This window comes from Roseovarius sp. MMSF_3281 (assembly GCF_030733685.1).
In the GTDB taxonomy this organism is placed as follows: domain Bacteria; phylum Pseudomonadota; class Alphaproteobacteria; order Rhodobacterales; family Rhodobacteraceae; genus Roseovarius.
On sequence record NZ_JASHIM010000021.1, the window covers coordinates 66,146 to 82,482 of the forward strand.

At 65.3% G+C, this 16,337-nt stretch carries 19 protein-coding genes; 2 read left to right on the forward strand and 17 right to left on the reverse strand.

The window, feature by feature from the left end:
- Window positions 1-5 precede the first annotated feature (5 nt).
- Window positions 6-1,343: a pyruvate dehydrogenase complex dihydrolipoamide acetyltransferase gene (locus tag RBB32_RS17285; RefSeq protein ID WP_306154506.1), complete on the forward strand. Its 1,338-nt coding sequence runs from the start codon at window positions 6-8 to the stop codon at window positions 1,341-1,343.
- Window positions 1,344-1,485: 142 nt separating this feature from the next.
- Here RBB32_RS17285 and cysE read toward each other — a convergent pair whose 3' ends face one another.
- Window positions 1,486-2,301 (reverse strand): serine O-acetyltransferase, encoded by an 816-nt coding sequence (gene cysE / locus RBB32_RS17290; RefSeq protein ID WP_306154508.1) that lies wholly within the window; start codon window positions 2,299-2,301, stop codon window positions 1,486-1,488.
- A gap of 63 nt (window positions 2,302-2,364) precedes the next feature.
- Between cysE and RBB32_RS17295 the strand changes: the two genes are divergently transcribed.
- Window positions 2,365-2,724 carry a TraR/DksA family transcriptional regulator gene (locus RBB32_RS17295; protein ID WP_306154510.1) on the forward strand — a complete coding sequence of 120 codons (360 nt, stop codon included), beginning with the start codon at window positions 2,365-2,367 and terminating at the stop codon, window positions 2,722-2,724.
- Here RBB32_RS17295 and RBB32_RS17300 read toward each other — a convergent pair.
- The 16 genes from RBB32_RS17300 to RBB32_RS17375 form a co-directional block, all read right to left on the reverse strand.
- Window positions 2,721-6,719 (reverse strand): glycoside hydrolase/phage tail family protein, encoded by a 3,999-nt coding sequence (locus RBB32_RS17300; RefSeq protein ID WP_306154512.1) that lies wholly within the window; start codon window positions 6,717-6,719, stop codon window positions 2,721-2,723. The genes RBB32_RS17295 and RBB32_RS17300 overlap by 4 nt on opposite strands.
- 15 nt (window positions 6,720-6,734) lie before the next feature.
- A complete protein-coding gene (locus RBB32_RS17305; protein ID WP_306154514.1) occupies window positions 6,735-7,166 on the reverse strand; it encodes a peptidase in 432 nt (143 codons plus the stop codon).
- Window positions 7,163-8,053 (reverse strand): DUF2163 domain-containing protein, encoded by an 891-nt coding sequence (locus RBB32_RS17310; protein ID WP_306154516.1) that lies wholly within the window; start codon window positions 8,051-8,053, stop codon window positions 7,163-7,165. The genes RBB32_RS17305 and RBB32_RS17310 overlap by 4 nt, the downstream gene beginning before the upstream one ends.
- Window positions 8,050-8,682 (reverse strand): DUF2460 domain-containing protein, encoded by a 633-nt coding sequence (locus RBB32_RS17315; RefSeq protein WP_306154518.1) that lies wholly within the window; start codon window positions 8,680-8,682, stop codon window positions 8,050-8,052. The genes RBB32_RS17310 and RBB32_RS17315 overlap by 4 nt, the downstream gene beginning before the upstream one ends.
- Before the next feature lie 12 nt (window positions 8,683-8,694).
- Window positions 8,695-9,357, reverse strand: a complete 663-nt coding sequence (locus tag RBB32_RS17320; RefSeq protein ID WP_306154521.1) for a phage tail tape measure protein — start codon at window positions 9,355-9,357, stop codon at window positions 8,695-8,697.
- On the reverse strand, window positions 9,350-9,559 hold the full coding sequence (locus tag RBB32_RS17325; protein WP_306154523.1) for a rcc01693 family protein: 210 nt from the start codon (window positions 9,557-9,559) through the stop codon (window positions 9,350-9,352). Before RBB32_RS17325 ends, RBB32_RS17320 begins: the two co-directional genes overlap by 8 nt.
- Window positions 9,556-9,876 (reverse strand): gene transfer agent family protein, encoded by a 321-nt coding sequence (locus RBB32_RS17330; RefSeq protein ID WP_306154525.1) that lies wholly within the window; start codon window positions 9,874-9,876, stop codon window positions 9,556-9,558. The genes RBB32_RS17325 and RBB32_RS17330 overlap by 4 nt, the downstream gene beginning before the upstream one ends.
- Before the next feature lie 4 nt (window positions 9,877-9,880).
- On the reverse strand, window positions 9,881-10,294 hold the full coding sequence (locus tag RBB32_RS17335) for a phage major tail protein, TP901-1 family (RefSeq protein ID WP_306154527.1): 414 nt from the start codon (window positions 10,292-10,294) through the stop codon (window positions 9,881-9,883).
- A 26-nt stretch (window positions 10,295-10,320) separates the two neighbouring features.
- Window positions 10,321-10,734, reverse strand: coding sequence for a DUF3168 domain-containing protein (locus tag RBB32_RS17340; protein ID WP_306154529.1), 414 nt, complete (start codon window positions 10,732-10,734; stop codon window positions 10,321-10,323).
- On the reverse strand, window positions 10,731-11,069 hold the full coding sequence (locus tag RBB32_RS17345) for a head-tail adaptor protein (RefSeq protein ID WP_306154530.1): 339 nt from the start codon (window positions 11,067-11,069) through the stop codon (window positions 10,731-10,733). Before RBB32_RS17345 ends, RBB32_RS17340 begins: the two co-directional genes overlap by 4 nt.
- Window positions 11,069-11,668, reverse strand: coding sequence for a head-tail connector protein (locus RBB32_RS17350; protein ID WP_306154532.1), 600 nt, complete (start codon window positions 11,666-11,668; stop codon window positions 11,069-11,071). Before RBB32_RS17350 ends, RBB32_RS17345 begins: the two co-directional genes overlap by 1 nt.
- A gap of 153 nt (window positions 11,669-11,821) precedes the next feature.
- Window positions 11,822-13,009 carry a phage major capsid protein gene (locus tag RBB32_RS17355; protein ID WP_306154534.1) on the reverse strand — a complete coding sequence of 396 codons (1,188 nt, stop codon included), beginning with the start codon at window positions 13,007-13,009 and terminating at the stop codon, window positions 11,822-11,824.
- A gap of 39 nt (window positions 13,010-13,048) precedes the next feature.
- Complete coding sequence (locus tag RBB32_RS17360) at window positions 13,049-13,606, reverse strand: HK97 family phage prohead protease (protein ID WP_306154541.1); 558 nt, start codon at window positions 13,604-13,606, stop codon at window positions 13,049-13,051.
- 35 nt (window positions 13,607-13,641) lie between these two features.
- Complete coding sequence (locus tag RBB32_RS17365) at window positions 13,642-13,887, reverse strand: hypothetical protein (protein ID WP_306154537.1); 246 nt, start codon at window positions 13,885-13,887, stop codon at window positions 13,642-13,644.
- Complete coding sequence (locus tag RBB32_RS17370; RefSeq protein WP_306154538.1) at window positions 13,884-15,101, reverse strand: phage portal protein; 1,218 nt, start codon at window positions 15,099-15,101, stop codon at window positions 13,884-13,886. Before RBB32_RS17370 ends, RBB32_RS17365 begins: the two co-directional genes overlap by 4 nt.
- A gap of 80 nt (window positions 15,102-15,181) precedes the next feature.
- A partial coding sequence (locus RBB32_RS17375; RefSeq protein WP_306154539.1) for a DNA-packaging protein occupies window positions 15,182-16,337 on the reverse strand: 1,156 nt, incomplete at its 5' end.

The following is a 16,337-nucleotide window of genomic DNA, read 5'->3' on the forward strand; positions in this document are numbered from 1 at the left end:
GAGCAATGCCCACAGAAATTCTCATGCCCGCCCTCTCGCCCACCATGGAGGAAGGGACACTTGCCAAATGGCTGGTCAAGGAAGGCGATACCGTCAGTTCCGGTGACCTGCTGGCCGAGATCGAGACCGACAAGGCCACCATGGAATTTGAAGCCGTGGACGAAGGCACCATCGGCAAGATCCTCGTCGAAGAAGGCAGCGAAGGGGTAAAGGTGAACACTGCCATCGCCGTCTTGCTGGAGGAAGGCGAAAGCGCCGAGGATATCGACACCTCGGGTAGCGATGCAAAACCCGCCCCCAAGCCCGAGACCGAGACCGAGGATACCTCCGAGGAAAAATCGGCTGGTGAAGGGTCTGGCAAGGGGGCCGCCGCCTCCGACACCAAGGCCCCTGCCGCGCCGAAAGATGCAGATGGCGACCGTATCTTCGCCTCGCCCCTCGCCCGCCGCATCGCGGCCGATAAGGGCCTTGACCTCAGCCAGATCAAAGGCTCCGGTCCGCATGGCCGGATCGTGAAGGCCGATGTTGAAGGCGCCAAGGCCGACGCGGCCCCGGTAAAATCCGACACCGCCCCGGCAGCGGCACCCCAGGCCGCGGCGTCCACTCCGGCTGGCCCGTCTGCCGATGCCGTCACCGCAATGTACCAAGGGCGCGAGCACGAAGAGGTCAAACTCGACGGGATGCGCAAAACCATTGCCGCCCGCCTGACCGAAGCCAAGCAGACCATCCCGCATTTCTACCTGCGCCGGGATATCAAGCTTGATGCGCTTCTTGCTTTCCGCAGCCAGCTCAACAAACAGCTTGAGGGTCGCGGCGTGAAGCTCAGCGTCAATGACTTCATCATCAAGGCAAGTGCGCTTGCCCTGCAGGCCGTGCCGGACGCCAATGCCGTCTGGGCCGGTGACAAGGTCCTGAAACTGAAACCCTCGGACGTGGCCGTTGCCGTGGCCATCGAAGGCGGGCTTTTCACACCCGTCCTGAAAGACGCCGACATGAAATCGCTCTCGGCACTTTCGGCCGAGATGAAAGACCTTGCCACCCGCGCCCGCGACCGCAAGCTTTCGCCCGAGGAATACCAGGGCGGCAGCTTTGCCATCTCCAACCTCGGCATGTTCGGGATCGATAATTTCGACGCGGTGATCAACCCGCCGCACGGCGGCATCCTTGCGGTTGGCGCAGGGGTCAAGAAGCCCGTCGTCGGCGAGGATGGCGAACTGACAGTGGCCACGGTTATGTCCGTGACTCTAAGCGTCGATCACCGGGTCATCGACGGCGCACTCGGCGCGCAACTGCTCGAACAGATCGTGCAGAACCTCGAAAACCCGATGGTCATGCTGGCCTGAAAATCAAAGCCCCGCCAAGATCACTCGGGCGGGGCTTTTTCTTGGGCCAAATACCCCGGGGAGTTTGAGGGGCAGCGCCCCTCATCAAGCAATAATGGGTGGCGAAGCCACGCTATTTGGGAAAACCGCGTCAGCAGCCGGTTCAGTCGGACCCCTTGATCCCCAACAGCTGATCCATGCTCACCGACGGCTGATCACAGCCCGCTTCGCCGACGATCTTGGCAGGCACACCTGCCACGGTCTTGCACGGCGGCACCTCCTGCAACACGACCGAACCGGCCGCCACGCGGGAACAATTGCCGACCCGGATATTGCCCAGAACCTTGGCCCCGGCCCCGATCAAGACACCGTCGCCGATCTTGGGGTGACGATCCTCTTCTTCCTTGCCGGTCCCGCCAAGCGTCACCGAATGCAACATCGAGACATTGTCGCCCACCGTCGCGGTTTCCCCGATCACGATGGAATGCGCGTGGTCGATCATGATCCCCTTCCCGATCCGGGCCGCGGGATGAACGTCAACGCCGAACACCTCGGACACGCGCATCTGGAAGAACCGCGCCATGTCGCGCCGGTCCTGACGCCACAGCCAATTGGCCACGCGATAGGCCTGTATGGCCTGGAACCCTTTGAAGAACAGCAAAGGCTGGATAAACCGGTCGCATGCCGGGTCACGATCGTTCACCGCGACGATATCGGCACGCGCGGCGACCGAAATATCGCCGTCATCGGCATAGGCCGCATCGCAAATCTCGCGCAAAAGCATCTCGGGCATCTCGCCCGATCCCAGTTTCAGGGAAATACGATAGGCCATGGCCGATTCAAACGAGGAATGGTGCAGGATCGACGAATGGATGACCCCGCCCAGCAGCGGTTCATGCTCGATCGCCTCTTCAGCCTCGGCCCGGATACGGGCCCATACCGGGTCCAACTCGGCCAATTTTCTGCGCGTTTCAACCATTTGCATGCTCCTGTGCTTGTGGTTGAGTATATCAGATAGGCGCGTTTCGCAAAACGCAAAGCTGTGATCAAGGGGATCAAGGAATTGAATGCAGATCAGGCAAAGTATTTTCGCAGTTTGATAAACCACCGTCTGTCCACCCTCGACGACGAAGATGCCCTCGGCGAAGCCGGACAAGCCACCGTGGAACTGGATCAACAGGCCGTCGGACGGCTCAGCCGACAGGACGCGCTGCAAAACCAGGCCATGGCCAAGGCCACCCACGCCCGCAGGCAAGTAGAGCGCCAAAAACTCGAAGCCGCCCTCGCCCGGATGGACGAAGGCGACTTCGGCTACTGCGAGGATTGCGGCGATGAAATCGCAACCGGCCGGTTGGAGCTTGACCCGGGCGTGACGCGCTGCGTCGACTGTGCCAAGGGCTAAGCCTCAAGCGCCATGCGCGCCCATTGCCCCGGCCCATAAAGCGCCGAGACCTGCGCAACCTGCACTTCATAGCCTCCGCTGATCGCGTCCGAAGCGCGGGCCGCTGCGTCATAAGTCCATTCCGGCACGCTCGTCATGCTTTCGCGAATAACCTGCGGGCCCTGCATGACGCGTATGACATAGCTCTCGGTCTCCTCTCCCAAAGGCACCTCGGGCGTATCCCACCTGTCTCCGCCGATGCGCGTCCGTCGCACCCAACTGAAATGCTGGCCCTGCCCGGCGTCGCCACGTGCTTGCAAATGCACCGGCCGCAATGGCCGCAGCCCAAGCCCATCAAAGGCGATCCGCGCATGGGAATAGGCCGGATCATCCACGGGCCGCTGCGCGGGGCCGACACGGTAATGGCGCGACAGGCCGCGCTTGGCCTCGGGCAAATCAATCTGCCTCGGGCTGCCATCCAGCCGCACCACGATTGATCCCACGGGCCAGACATGCCCCGGCCCGACCTCCGTGCCCAGTTGCCCGCGCAGCCGATGTGACAAAACATAGGTCTCCGGGGCAACCAGTTCGGCATCGCGGAACTGGAACACTTCCCACCCCCCGGGCGTGCCATCCCCTATCGCACACAGGTTGCCACCGTTCAGCATCGCCTCGTGGCTGATACTCTCCAACTGGCCATAGCGCATCTTTATGAAAAGCCCCGCCCCTCGATCATAGCGCCCCATCGGCGCCCAGCTAAGCGGCGTTTCGGTCACGCCAACCGGGGTACGGGCCGCCAGAATCCGGTTCAGCCTGTAATTGGCGTCCTCGTCCGAGGCATAAAGCGCCGCCGAGCCGGGCCATGGGTCTGCCATGACCGCGATATGCGGCGCATGCGGCACCTCCTCTCCGGTCATCAGGGGCAGGTCAAGGAACAAGGGCGTCACCGGCACCGGGGCCGCAAAGGCGCGTACCGTGCCTGCTTCGTCCTCCACCTCAATCGGGTCATAGCACTCGGGTTCGATCCGCACCGCCTCGGCCTTTTGGGCGCTGCCCATCTGCTCTACGCGGTCGATGCGATAAAGGCCCGGCCCGCCCTCTTCCGGTACCGAGATCACGTCCCCCGCGCCCGCGTCCAATCGCGACGACGGCAGCACCAAGCGCAGGCTATCGCTTGCCACCCGCGCCTCGGAAAGCCACCGGGCCACGGTCTGTCGCCCCTCGGCCCGCGTCAGGGCCAAGGGCATCTCCGAGGCGGAAACCGCATGGGTCGCCTCATCCGGCAGAACGCTTTCCTCGGCGATCACCTCGTAATCGGCATCCGCCTCGACGAACCGCAGCCGGACCCGTCCCGCCAGTTCCGCCGAATTGCCGCGCGTTTCCTCAAGAATACCGTCCATCTCGGGGTCGCGCACCAAGCGGTCAGGCTCGATCACATGGTCCACCCGGCCATCCCGCAACTGATAGCGCAGCACGCCGTCCCGCTCGACCGCGTCCACCCCATGACGCAGCATCAAGGGCTGCATGGCCCCGCGCGCCTCGCCCACCTGGTCCACCAGATAACCGCGCACCAAGCCATGTGCATCGTCGCTATCGCCATGCTGCAACCCGGCCCGCAAGCCGATTTCTTCCAGAACCGACGGCAGGGTCCGCGCCGACATCCGGCCATTCAGCCAATGACCCCGCGCATAATTGGCCCCGTCCGACCAAAGCCCGCGATTGTTGGGGAAAAACGGAAACGGCCGCGCATCCCAGGCCCAGGCACAGCTATGCGCCCAATCCACCATCGGCCCGCCGTATTCCTCAGAAACCGGGTTATGCAACGGATCGGTCCAATACCCCGCCATGGCGCGCAGGTACTGGAACTGCATCAACTCGTCCCGCCGTCCATTGGAATGGCGCGGCAGGCTGGATTCCGATGATTTGGGATCGACGAACTTGTTCGGTTGATTGCTGCCCTTGTCGATCGCCGCACAGCCATATTCGGCAAAGCGAATGGGCTTCGACATCGGCACCCAATCCGTTGCAACCTCGGATCGGACACCCCCGACCCGCTCATGGTGCGCATTGGCCCACCAGTTCCGAATATCCTTGAACCGCCAAATCCACGGCTCTCCGTGATCCTCATCGGCAATCGGGGTGCGGATCTGCGCCGCATGGGCCTCGGGCGAATGGTAATACCAATCATACCCCTCGCCGCCCTCGATATTGCCCTGCAAATACTCCAGATCATAGATCGACCCAGCCGCAACATCGGCGTGATCCTCGCCATCCCGCCAATCGCTCAGCGGCATGTAATTGTCGATCCCGATGAAATCGATGTTGTCATCGGCCCATAGCGGATCAAGGTGGAAAAACCGGTCGCCATTGCCCGGTTGATAGCCGAAATATTCGGTCCAGTCGGCGGCATAACCAATCTTCACCTCCGGCCCCAGAAGCGCGCGCACCTCACCGGCCAGATCAATCAATTGCTGCACGGCCGGAAAGGAATTGCCCGGCCCCCGCAACTGCGTCAGCCCGCGCATTTCCGACCCGATACAGAAACTCTCGATCCCGCCCGCCGCTTTGCAAAGCGCCGCCTGGTGCAGGATGAACCGACGATATCCCCAGTCTTCGGGGCCATCGTAGACAACCGGGCTTTGGCTCACCGGCCCGTCATAGACGATGAAATCAAAGGCCCCGTTGCCGCCCGTACCGCCTGCCCCGGGATCGCCGCCAACCGCGAAGTCCGAGGCCTGCGCGCCGCCGAAAAAGGCCGCCACCTGCGCCTCGGCCTCTGCCGTGCCATCGGGGCTGCCATCCTGCCCCGGCGCAAGCGCCCCGGTGATCCGCCCGCGCCACGGCAAGGCGGGCTGCTCTGTCGCCCCGTAAGGATCAGGCAGGCCATTCCCCGGCATCTGCTGCATCAGGATGAAGGGGTAATACATCACATCCTGACCGGCCTCTTTCAACGCCGTGATCGCCTCCACGACCGACGCATCGGCAGGCGTGCCCCCGTAAACCGGGCGATCCTCGCCATCGCGTGCCACCATCTGCGCAGCCTGCCGGTCCAATCCCGACACCTGCCACGGCATATTCGCGGAATCGAACTCCTGCTGCTCCACCACGGGCCGGATCGTGCAGTCCCCGCAACGCAGGTCATCCCCCACCCAGCTTACGATCAACGAGGTCGTCCCACAGGCCGGCAATTCCCCTTCAAGCCCGTCCAGCGAGGTCAGGAAATCCGCCTTGCCCGAGGGCGTGTTCACATTGGCCAACCCGGTTGAACCAAGGCCGAAGTCCATCCGCACCGGCGTTGTCGCAAGCGCATATTCGCCGCTGCCCGGCAGCATCGCCACCCCGCGCAGGCCCTGCACGGGGTCAAGCTCGGCCCCCGCCGTCCCGGGCTGCGCCGGGCGGCAGACCTCGAAACTGAATTGCGGCACCCGGTTACCGTAAGCGCCAAGCTCCAGATCCTCGATCACCACATAGGCCGTTCCGCGATAGGCGGGCACCGCGCCCGCCCCCTCGACCGCCTCCATGCGCGGATCGGGCATCTGATCCCGCGTTCCGCGATAAACCCGCATGTTCAGATCATCGCGCGAAACCTCGGTGCCATCCGCCCAGATCCGCCCGACATGCGAAATTTCCCCCTCGCACAGCGCAATCGCCAGGCTCACCGAATAGCTATAATCGGCCTGTGTCGGGTTGCGCGGCGCGCTCCCCTTTCCGCCGCCGCCCCCGGTAATGGTCACCGTTTCCAGAAACTCCGTGGCCCAGATCACCTGCCCCGCGACCCGCATCCGGCCATAAACCTGCGCCACGGCGTCGCCCTCGCCCGCGCCCGTCAGGCGCAGGCGATTGACCCGGCCGGTTTCCACCACCTCCGATCCCTGCCCCATCAACCGCTGATCGATAGAGCGGCCAATGACCGCGCCCGCAAACCGGCCCACGGCGGCCATCGACAGCCCCAGAACCGACCCCCCGACCGAGCCGCCAATCGCCGCCCCCGCCGCCGAAAGAATGATCGTCGCCATGCCTGCTACCCCTTCCTATGGAAATTCAAATCGCGCCACGATGCGCCGCCGCCATGGCGGCGTCAGCGGGCTTTCAACCACCGCTTGCCCCGAATAAGCATGAATGAAGGTGGCCTGCGCACCCGCCTGCGCGGCCACCCCCAGATGCTTGGCCACCCCCTGCGCCCGCATCCGGAACAAAAGCACATCTCCCGGGGCCTCATCCCCCAAGGGCTTGGCCCGCAAATGCCGCGCCGCCGCGCGCCATAGCTGCTCATCGCCCGCAGGCTCCGACCAATCCATCGAATAGGCCGGCACCGCCTCGGGCTCGGAGCCCAAAACCTCGCGCCAAAGCCCGCGCAAAAGCCCAAGGCAATCGCACCCCGCCCCCTTGCACGAGGCCTGATGCCGATAGGGCGTACCCAGCCATTCCCGCGCGGCGCTCACAATCTCATCGCCCCGGCTCATCCCCGGCGGCTCCGGCCATCCAAGCGGCCCGCGCGGGCCGGGTCGCTGATTGTCCAGTCATCCCCGGGAATATCCGGAAACCCTTGGAAATTCAGATAGTTGTTGAACTTCAACCGGCAGGTCTCGCCACGCTTGTCGCACCCCGCGATCAGGCGCAGGGCATCGCCCGCCTCAATCGGCGCGCGTAGCGGCTCCCACAGCTCGATCACCCGCGCGCCGTCCTCCTCAACGTCGCTCTTGATCGGCCCGCGCAGCCCCTCGGCCTCACCGCTTTCCATTTGCAAAAGCCCGTGACGGAACCACGCAGGCGCAAAGCCTGCCAGTTCGGCAAACCGGAAGACCCGCCGGTCCTCGACCTCTTCCACAGGCGTTTCGGCAAAATACCCCGGCGTCGTCACGTCGAACCCGCAGGCCGCATCGCCCAAGACCGCCGTACAGGGCTTCTGGTAAACCCGCCCCACCGGGCGGTTCAAAACATCCGTCAGCCCCCGCAACTCGGCCTCGAAGGCCCCGCCGGCACGGCGCAACTCGCCAATGCTGCCGCGAAACTGCAATTGCCGTTGGCTGACATCGGCCCAATTGACCAGCCAGGCGCGTACCTCCGCCCCGTCATAGCGCCCCGCCTCGATATCCGCCTCGCGGATCGCGGCATCGTTCAGGGCGCCCAGAGCTTCGGTATTGTCCACCGAAAGCCCCGTGCTTTGCTGCAAGGCCAAGGCGCTTAACCCTGTGTCAGCCTTGAAGGCAATCCCCTCGAAGGCCAGCCCGCAATCATGGTCCGTGAACCCCAAAGTCACCCCGTCTGACCGCGTCACCGCCCAGCACCGGCAGGTGGTGGTCACCCCGGTTGCCAAATGCGCCTTCAGCCCCTCGTGCAGCCCGCTCATACCCGGACCTCCACGATCGGCACATTCGGCGCATCACCGGCCTGAAAACTGGCAAGCGAGGTCTGGATACGGTCAATGTCGAACCGCACCGGCACGTCGAACTCGAACCCGGCGGTGATCTCGACACCCTCGTTCGGCGGATGGGCAAACCGGATCATCCCGGTTTCCGCCTCCACCTCGTAATGCACGCCGTCCTGCTGTTCATCGCCGCCAAGGCCCACGCGCACCGTGCCCGCCACGGGCTTGGTAATGGGCCGCTCGTAAACCTGCTCACCGGATCGGTACCGCTTGACCAGTTGAAAATCGCTGGTCACGTCATCGCCCACGGCGATCACCTGATCGTCATAAGCCACCTCAGCCCGCGCGCCGCAGGATTTGTAATCGGTCCAATCCTTCCAGCGGAACCCGTAAATCTGCCCCTGCCGCGCCTCGAAAAAGGCAATCAGCGTTTCGATATCGTCCAAACTGCGCATCGCCACGCCCGCGTCATAACGACGGCGCGAATGCCGCCACGGCGTGTTGCGCTCCTCGAACCCATTGGCCAGCGTGACCACATCCGTGTGCCGCTCCGGCCCCCCGATGGAGCCGAAACTCAGGCTTGCGGGGAAACGTACCTCGTGAAAATTCATGGCTCACCCTCCTTAACGGTTGCGCGCGCCGCGCCCGATGGCCCGGCCCAGTTCGGCGGCAATCTGCCCTTTTGAGCGGCGGAAGCCCTCGGCGTCGGGGGTTGAAATGTTCATCACCACGTTGACCGGCGCACCTCCGCCCCGCGCCTGCACGCCCAGCTTACCGTCAGGCCCGCGCGACAGCGGCATGATGGCCTCGGGCCCGGCCTCGCCCATCAACCCGGTACCGTTCCGCATCGGGAAGGTCACAGGCCCATTAACGATTCCGCCACTGGCAAAAGGCTGCACCCGGCCTTGCGAGAAGGAACCGCCCTTCTCGAACGGAAAAAGCCCCGACATCAGGCCGCCCACCCCTTGGGCCAGCAACCCGCCGACATGCTCGGTCACCGGCTTCACGGCCGAGTTAAACGCCGCGTTGATCATCGAATTGGTCATCTTTTCAAGCGCCTGGGACAGGCTATCGCCATGCACAACCGCGCCGCGAATGGCCCGGGTCAGCCCCCGGCCGATCCCCCGCTCCAGCGTCGCCACATCTTGGCCCGTCTCGGCAAAAGTCTCCCGCACCCGCGTCAGTTCGGCGTTAAAGGCCGCGGCCATGCCCGTGGTCTGCCCAAGGGTTTCGTCCAGCGCCTCAACCTGCGCGTCCAGATCGTCCAATCGTTCCACGTCATTCATCCTTTTTCTCGTTTGGCGTATCGGGGAAATCCGCCATCAGGGCCTCCAGCCCGCCACGCCGCAGGGGCGCAATCCCGGCCCCTGTGCCCAGCATCAGTTCAAACTCCGCCGGTGTCAGCGCCCAGAACTCATGCGGCCTAAGGCCCAATCCGCGCATCCCCGCCTGCATCAAGGCGGGCCAGTCAAAGCGTGCAGCCCTCATGCCCCCTCCGGTGCCATGAAGGCCCGCGCCAGAAGCTCGGCGGCGGCCCGGGCGGCCCCCATGGCCCCGCCCTCGATCTCGGCACTCAGCAGGTCACCAGCCTGCCCGCGCCATCCCCCGCCGCGCAGCCCGGCCACGATCAGGCGCAGCACATCGCGGCTGGAAAAAGCGCCGCTCTCAAAGCGCTCCACCATCTCCACCAGACTGTCGCCCTCAAGGCCCGCCTCCAGCTCCGCCAAGGCCCCAAGGGTCAGCTTCATCACATGCCGCTGTCCGTCGATCACCAAGGCCACCTCGCCTGCAAAGGGGTTCGCCATCGGATCAGGCCGCCGTAAAGGTCAACTGCCCCGCCGAGGCGAGCGACAACTCATAAGTCGCCTCGCCATCATGGGTGCCCGCGTATTCGATCGCGCTCACCTGAAACGGGCCCTCGACCACCCCGAAATCCGGGATCACCACCTGGAAATCCGGGGTCTCACCGTCAAAGAAAATCTGCCGCGCGCGCTCGTCGCTGGCCGCGTCGCGGAAAATCCCCGACCCGCTGATCGAGGCCGATTTGACGCCCGCGCCGGCCAGCAACTCGCGCCAGCCGCCCGCGCTTTCAAGGCTGGTCACATCCACGCTTTCCGCGTTGAAGCTGATGCGCGTCGCCCGCAGGCCCGCCACCGTCTGAAAATTGCCGTCGCTGGTCAGGTCGATCTTGACCAACAGGTCCTTGCCGTTTTGAACTGCCATGGTTCATCTCCCGTGAAATCAATGGGTTAAAGGGTGTCATCGACGCGCGCGCGAAAGGTCAGGTCGATCCGGCGCAAATCGCCGGTCCCCTCCCGCCGCGCCCGCGCTCGATAGAAATGCAAGGCCGCCAAGCGCCCCCGCGAAAGGCTCAACTGCGCATCGGTCAGCGCGTCGCTCACCGCCGCCGCCACCTCCTTCGCGCCGTGAAACCCGGCTTCCGAGGTGACCACCGAAACGCTCACCCGATGCCACGCGCCGCCGCCCGTGCCATCGCCGCGCTCGCGCACATCCTCGGGGCCAAGCGTGACATAGGTCTCGGGCAAGGGGCCCGAGGGCAGCGCATCGTAGATCGCATCGCCCACCAGCGCGCCAAGGCCCATATCCGCCGCCAAATGCTGGTAAATCGCCGCTTGCAGGGCCGCCGCCGCACCATAGCTCATAGGCCCACCTCCTCTTCGCAAAAGCAGGTCAGGAAACGCGCCGCGCTGTCGCGCTCGGCCACCGCCTCGATCTGCAAGATCCGCGTGCCATCGCGAAACCGCTGGCCCGCCTTGGGCCGCGATGCCGCCCCCAAGGGGGCCGCCCGCACCGTCACGCGAAACCCGGTGGTCGACACGGCCCCGCCTTCCCCGGCCCGGTCGCGCCCCGTGCGCGCCCGCACCTCGGCCCACAGCGTGCCCAGCGCGGCCCATGTCTCCTCATGGCCGCCCGCGCCATCGCTCACGCGCTCGGACGCTTCCAAAACCAGCGGCCGGTTCAAATGTACCCGGCCCATCACGCACCGCCCCCGGCCATCAGCCGCACGGTGCGATAGCGCTCGATCAGGCTGGTCACCCCAAAGGGCATGCACCCGCCGCCCAGCGCGGTTTCATGCCGGTACTCATAGTAATGCGCCGCCAGCAAAAGCACCGCCTGCCCCAGATCGGCGGGCAGGCCCGCCCAATCCGGCGCATACCCGGCCGTCAACTGCACCTCGGCCACCCCCCCCTCGGGGATCGCGGGCAACACCGTGCCGCCGGGCCGCAACACCGGGCGCTGCGCATCCGGCTCAAGCCGGTACATCGCGGGCGCAATCACCTCTTCCTCTTCATCGCGGTTGCGCAGCAAAAGCTGCGTCACCGCCGTGACCGGCGCCACCGGAAGGGGTTGCCCCACCGCCGCGCGCCACCGCGTCACGGTCCAGGAAAACGCCCTTTCAATCAAAACCTTGCCGGTGCGCGCCTCAATCGCCGCCATGGCCGCCCGCAGGAACCCCGTCAAAACAGGGTCCTGCACATCGCCATCGGCAAACCCGGTGCCCAGCCGCAGATGCGCCTTGAACTCTTCCACCGGAAGCGCCGCATCGGGCAAGGTGGTCTCTTCGATCAACATCATGGACTCTCTCCACACATCCCAATCCCCTCCGGTGGTTCAGGCGCGCGCAGCCTCACGTTGCTCGTCCGAAGGGGAGCAGCTGGACAACGCAAATCGCGGCAAAACGCGCGCCACGGACGGGGGCAGCCCGGCCCCCGCCCCATCGCCCACCTCTTACGAGGTGGCGAATTTCAACAGCTTGATCGCCGCGAAATCGCTCACGTCGCCGCCTACGCGCTTGGTGGCATAGAACAGGACATGCGGCTTGGCGCTGAAGGGATCGCGCAGCACCCGCAGGTCCGGGCGCTCGGCCACGGTGTAGCCCGCGCTAAAATCGCCAAGGGCAATGGCATCCGCGCCGGTGGCAATATCGGGCATGTCCTCGGCAATCAGCACCGGATACCCCATCAGGCGCGCAGGCTCCCCGGCGGCCAGGCCATCGGACCACAGGAAGCGCCCGTCGTTGTCCTTCAGCTTGCGCACCGCCCCGGCGGTCTTGGAATTCATCACGAAGGCCGCATTGGCGCGGTACTGCGCGCCCAAGCTATAGACCAGGTCGATAATCGCCTCGGCCCCGCCGAAATCGCCATCCACGCCCGTGGGGACATAGCCAATGTTGCCCCATGTCCAGACGTCATTGTCGACACTGGGATGGGTCATGATACCGGTGGGCTTGTCCACACCGTCACCATTGATGAAAGCATCCGCCTCGGCACGGGCGAACTTGTCGGCAATCCGCCCCGCAAGCCAGCCTTCGATGTCAAAGGCGCTGTCATCCAACAGGCGCTGGCTGGCCTTGGGCAGCGCCGAAAGCTCGTGCAGCGGGATGGTAATCCGGTCAATCGTGGGCGTGCCGGTCTCGGTGGTGGGGTCACTTTCCGTAGCCCAGCCATGGCCCACATCCGTGTGGTCGATCAGCACGTCAAAGCTTGTCGCCTCCACCTGCACCACATTGGCAATCGCCCGGATCGACGCGGTCGCGGCCAGAACGCTTTTCACGCTCTCGGCGGTCTGCGGGTCCACAAGATACCCCCCGTCGCCGGCAACGGCCGTGCTCATCGCCTTGCCTTCCAGTTCCAGACCACGCAGGCCGTCATCGTCGCCATTGCGCAGATAGGCGTCAAAGGCCTTCTGATGCGGGGCCTCACCGGCATCCGCCGCCGCCAGAACCGGGCGCGCCGCGGCTGCCCCCATGGATTTACGCTCAAACTTGGTCATTTTGTCATCCTGCTGTTGAAGTCGGTTTTCGATCTCGGCCCGAAAGCCTTTGAACTCGGTCATGAACCCCGCCACGGCGGACTTCACCTCATGGACCGGAGACAGATCTCCCCCGGTCCGAGACTGTGCCTCGGTCTTGCTCATCGCTTGATCCCACTGTCGTTTCGGTCGTGTTGCGGCGCTCTAGCTTTGCGCCATCTCCCGGCGCGCGCCCTCGAAGGCCGCCGCCAACTCACGCAAGGTCTGGTCCGTGTCCGGGGTCTCCCCCTTGGCCCCCACCCGCGCACTGGGCAGCATCGGGAAGGTCACCAAGGACACCTCCCAAAGCTCCAGTTCCGTCAAAAGCCTCTGGCCCTTGTCGTTCCTCCGGGCCTTCACCGTCCGGTAACCGATGGAAAGCCCGTCAATGGCACCTGCCCCGATCAGGGCGGCGGCCTCGCGGGCGCGCTCGACCCCCTCAAGCAACCGGCCCTTCACATAAAGGCCCTTGTCGTCCTCGCGCACCTCGTCCCAGACGCCGATGGGCTGCGCCGGGTCATGCTGCCAAAGCATTTTCACCGCGCGCCCCTCACGCGCCAATCTGGCCAGCGACGCGCCATAGGCCCCCTTGGCCACCACGTCGCCCCCCCGGTCGCGACTGCCGAAAAGGCTCGCATAGCCTTTGATCACGGCCCCGTCGCTCACGGTGATTTCCTCACCCAACCGGCAGAACTTATGCTCCAAGCCCCAGTGTTCCTGCATCTCGCTCATCCTTTTCTCATCCCCATGGTCCGCATTCACGGCATCGCCGCCAACAAGGGCTGGAACGCCTGCGCCAGTATCGCGCCCACCACGCCGTAAACCGCCAGCCAAAGCCGCTTTTCCAGCCGCTCCAGCATTGCTTCGATCTTCTCCAGCCGATGCACCATCGCCTCGTTGCGCAGGGTCGACACCCGCTCATGCGCCTCCAGCCGAAGCGCCGGCGCGCAATCGAAGGCCTCAAAGCCATAGCGCGCGCCGTCCTCTCCCATTGCCGGGCTCATGCCTCCTCCTCATCGGTCGTATCGGCCTCGGCCACCTCGCCTGTCGCCAAGGGCGGCAGGCCCAGCATCCGGCGCTTTTCTTCCCGGCTCAGGAAATCGGCCCCGGCCACGCGCCGCCACTGCGCCTCGCGCTCATGCGCCAGCGCCGTCACCTGCTCGATATCGGGCCGCATCTCGATCACCTCGCCGGTATAGCGCCCCATCCAATGCGCAAGGCTGCCCGCCACGCGCCCGGCCATGGGCAGCACCGTCAGGCGGTAGAACGCCCGGTTCGCCTCCTGATAATTGGCATAGGTCGCATCGCCCGGTATCCCCAACAGCATCGGCGGCACCCCGAAGGCCAGCGCGATCTCGCGCGCCGCCGCCTCCTTGCTTTTCTGGAACTCCATGTCCGAGGGGCTGAACCCCATCGGCTTCCAATCCAGCCCCCCTTCCAACAGCATCGGCCGCCCCGCGTTGCGCGCGCCCTGATGGTGGCTCTCCATCTCGCTCACCAGGCGGTCATATTGATCGCTCGAAAGCGTCCCCTGCCCCTCGGCCCCACGATAGACAATCGCCCCCGAGGGCCGCGCCGCATTGTCCAACAAAGCCTTCGACCACCGGCTCGCCGCGTTATGCACGTCCAGGGCCTGCGCGGCGGCCTGCAGGGGCGACAGGCCATAATGATCATCCTGCGGATGAAACCCCTTCACATGACAGACGGGCGAAATCCCGTCCTCCACGGCGAAACGATGCTTGCGCCCGCCCACGGCATATTCATAGCCCACCGGCCAGCCATCGCCGCCCGGCACCACGCTCATCCGGTCCGAGCGCAGAACATGCAATTCCACCGGCACCGCGCCGGGCGCCCCCACCGCCTCGACATAGGCATTGCCGGTGAGGATCAGCTGCGCATAAAGCGCCTCCAGCATCTCACCCCCCGCCTGCGCCCCGTTGGGCCGGGCCAGCAGGTCTTTCACGGGATGCGCCTCGAACGCCCCCTCACCCCCGGCCAGAACCATCGGCAGGCCCGCACAGGCCTCCGCCACCAGCTTGACACAGCGATGCACCACCGGGTTCCCGGCATAGCCCGTCCGCGTCAGCGACACCGTATCGCGCGGGCTCCACGCCACGCGCCCCGCCCCGTGCCAGGCCATCACCGGCGCGGCGGCACTTGCCTTTTGTTCCGGCGCTGCGGGCTCTGCTGCGCCCTGTCTGAAGAAATCCAGTATCATTCTCGGCTCCACTCCTTGGGTCTTCGGCCATTCCGCATCGTCGAAAGCCATCAGACCCCGAAAACTTTAAGAAAAATGAATCAGACCGCGCGCACCCTCGGGCGCCGCCACTTGGCCGCCGGCACGATCATCAATTCATGCAAGGCCCACACCAGCGCATCCACCCGGTCGGGGCTGCCCTTGCCCTCATAGCCCTGCGCCGTCATGGCGCACATCTGGTCCTCCAGATCGCCCAGACCCCGCGCATGGAACACCCTTTCCTGCTCATAAAGGGCCGCCACGGGCTCGGCCCGGGCCACCTTGCCCCGGCTGGCATGCACCGACTTCACCGGCATCAGCGGATCCACCTGCCGGATCACCTGCGCCACCAGGTCCCCGCCCTGGTTCACCTCGGCCACCAACCGCTCGGCCCCGAACCGCTCCATGGCGCGGATGGCGGCATTGGCCCAACTCGACGGGCTCGCCGCGCCGATGCTGCAATCGGCCAGCACATAGGCCCGCCAATCCTGCACCGGGCCTTGGGTGACGGCCCCCGCCACCACGATCCCGCAGTCGTCCGAGCCTTCGCGCCCGGTCACCGGCGGGTCGATGGCCACCACCACCCGGTCCATCTCGGGCAGGTCATCCACCTGCAAGGCTTCCAGCATCCGCGTGGTCCAAAGCGCGCCTTCGGCCTCGTCCAGCAACACGCCTTCCAACTCCTGACGGCCCAAGCGCGTGCCGGCATAGCGCGCCCGCACTTCATCAAGGAAAGACTGCGCCAGATAGGCCCTGTTGGCCTCGGTGGGCGCAGAGGTCACAACCGTGCTTTCCTGCGCCACCAACTCCTTCAACACGCCAACATTGCGCGGCGTCGTGGTGACACAAACCTGGGGATGATCCCCAAGGCGCAACCCGAACTGCAACATGTCCCATGTCTCGCGCGCCTTCTTCCACTTGGCCAGCTCATCCACCCAAGCGCCGTCAAACTGCGGGCCGCGCAGGGCTTCGGGGTCATGGGCGGAAAACACCTGCGCCGTCGCCCCGTTGTGCCAAAGCAATCGCTTGCGCGTCGGCTGCCACACCGGGCGGCGGTCTGGCGGAGAACAGGCCATGATCCCGCTTTCGCCAAAGATCATCACGTCGCGCACCTGGTCCATGGTCTCGCCCACCAGGGCCAGCCGCCTGCAGCGCCCCGGATCAAGCGGCGTGGCCCCTTCGACCTGCGCGCGCACCCATTCGGCCCCGGCGCGGGTT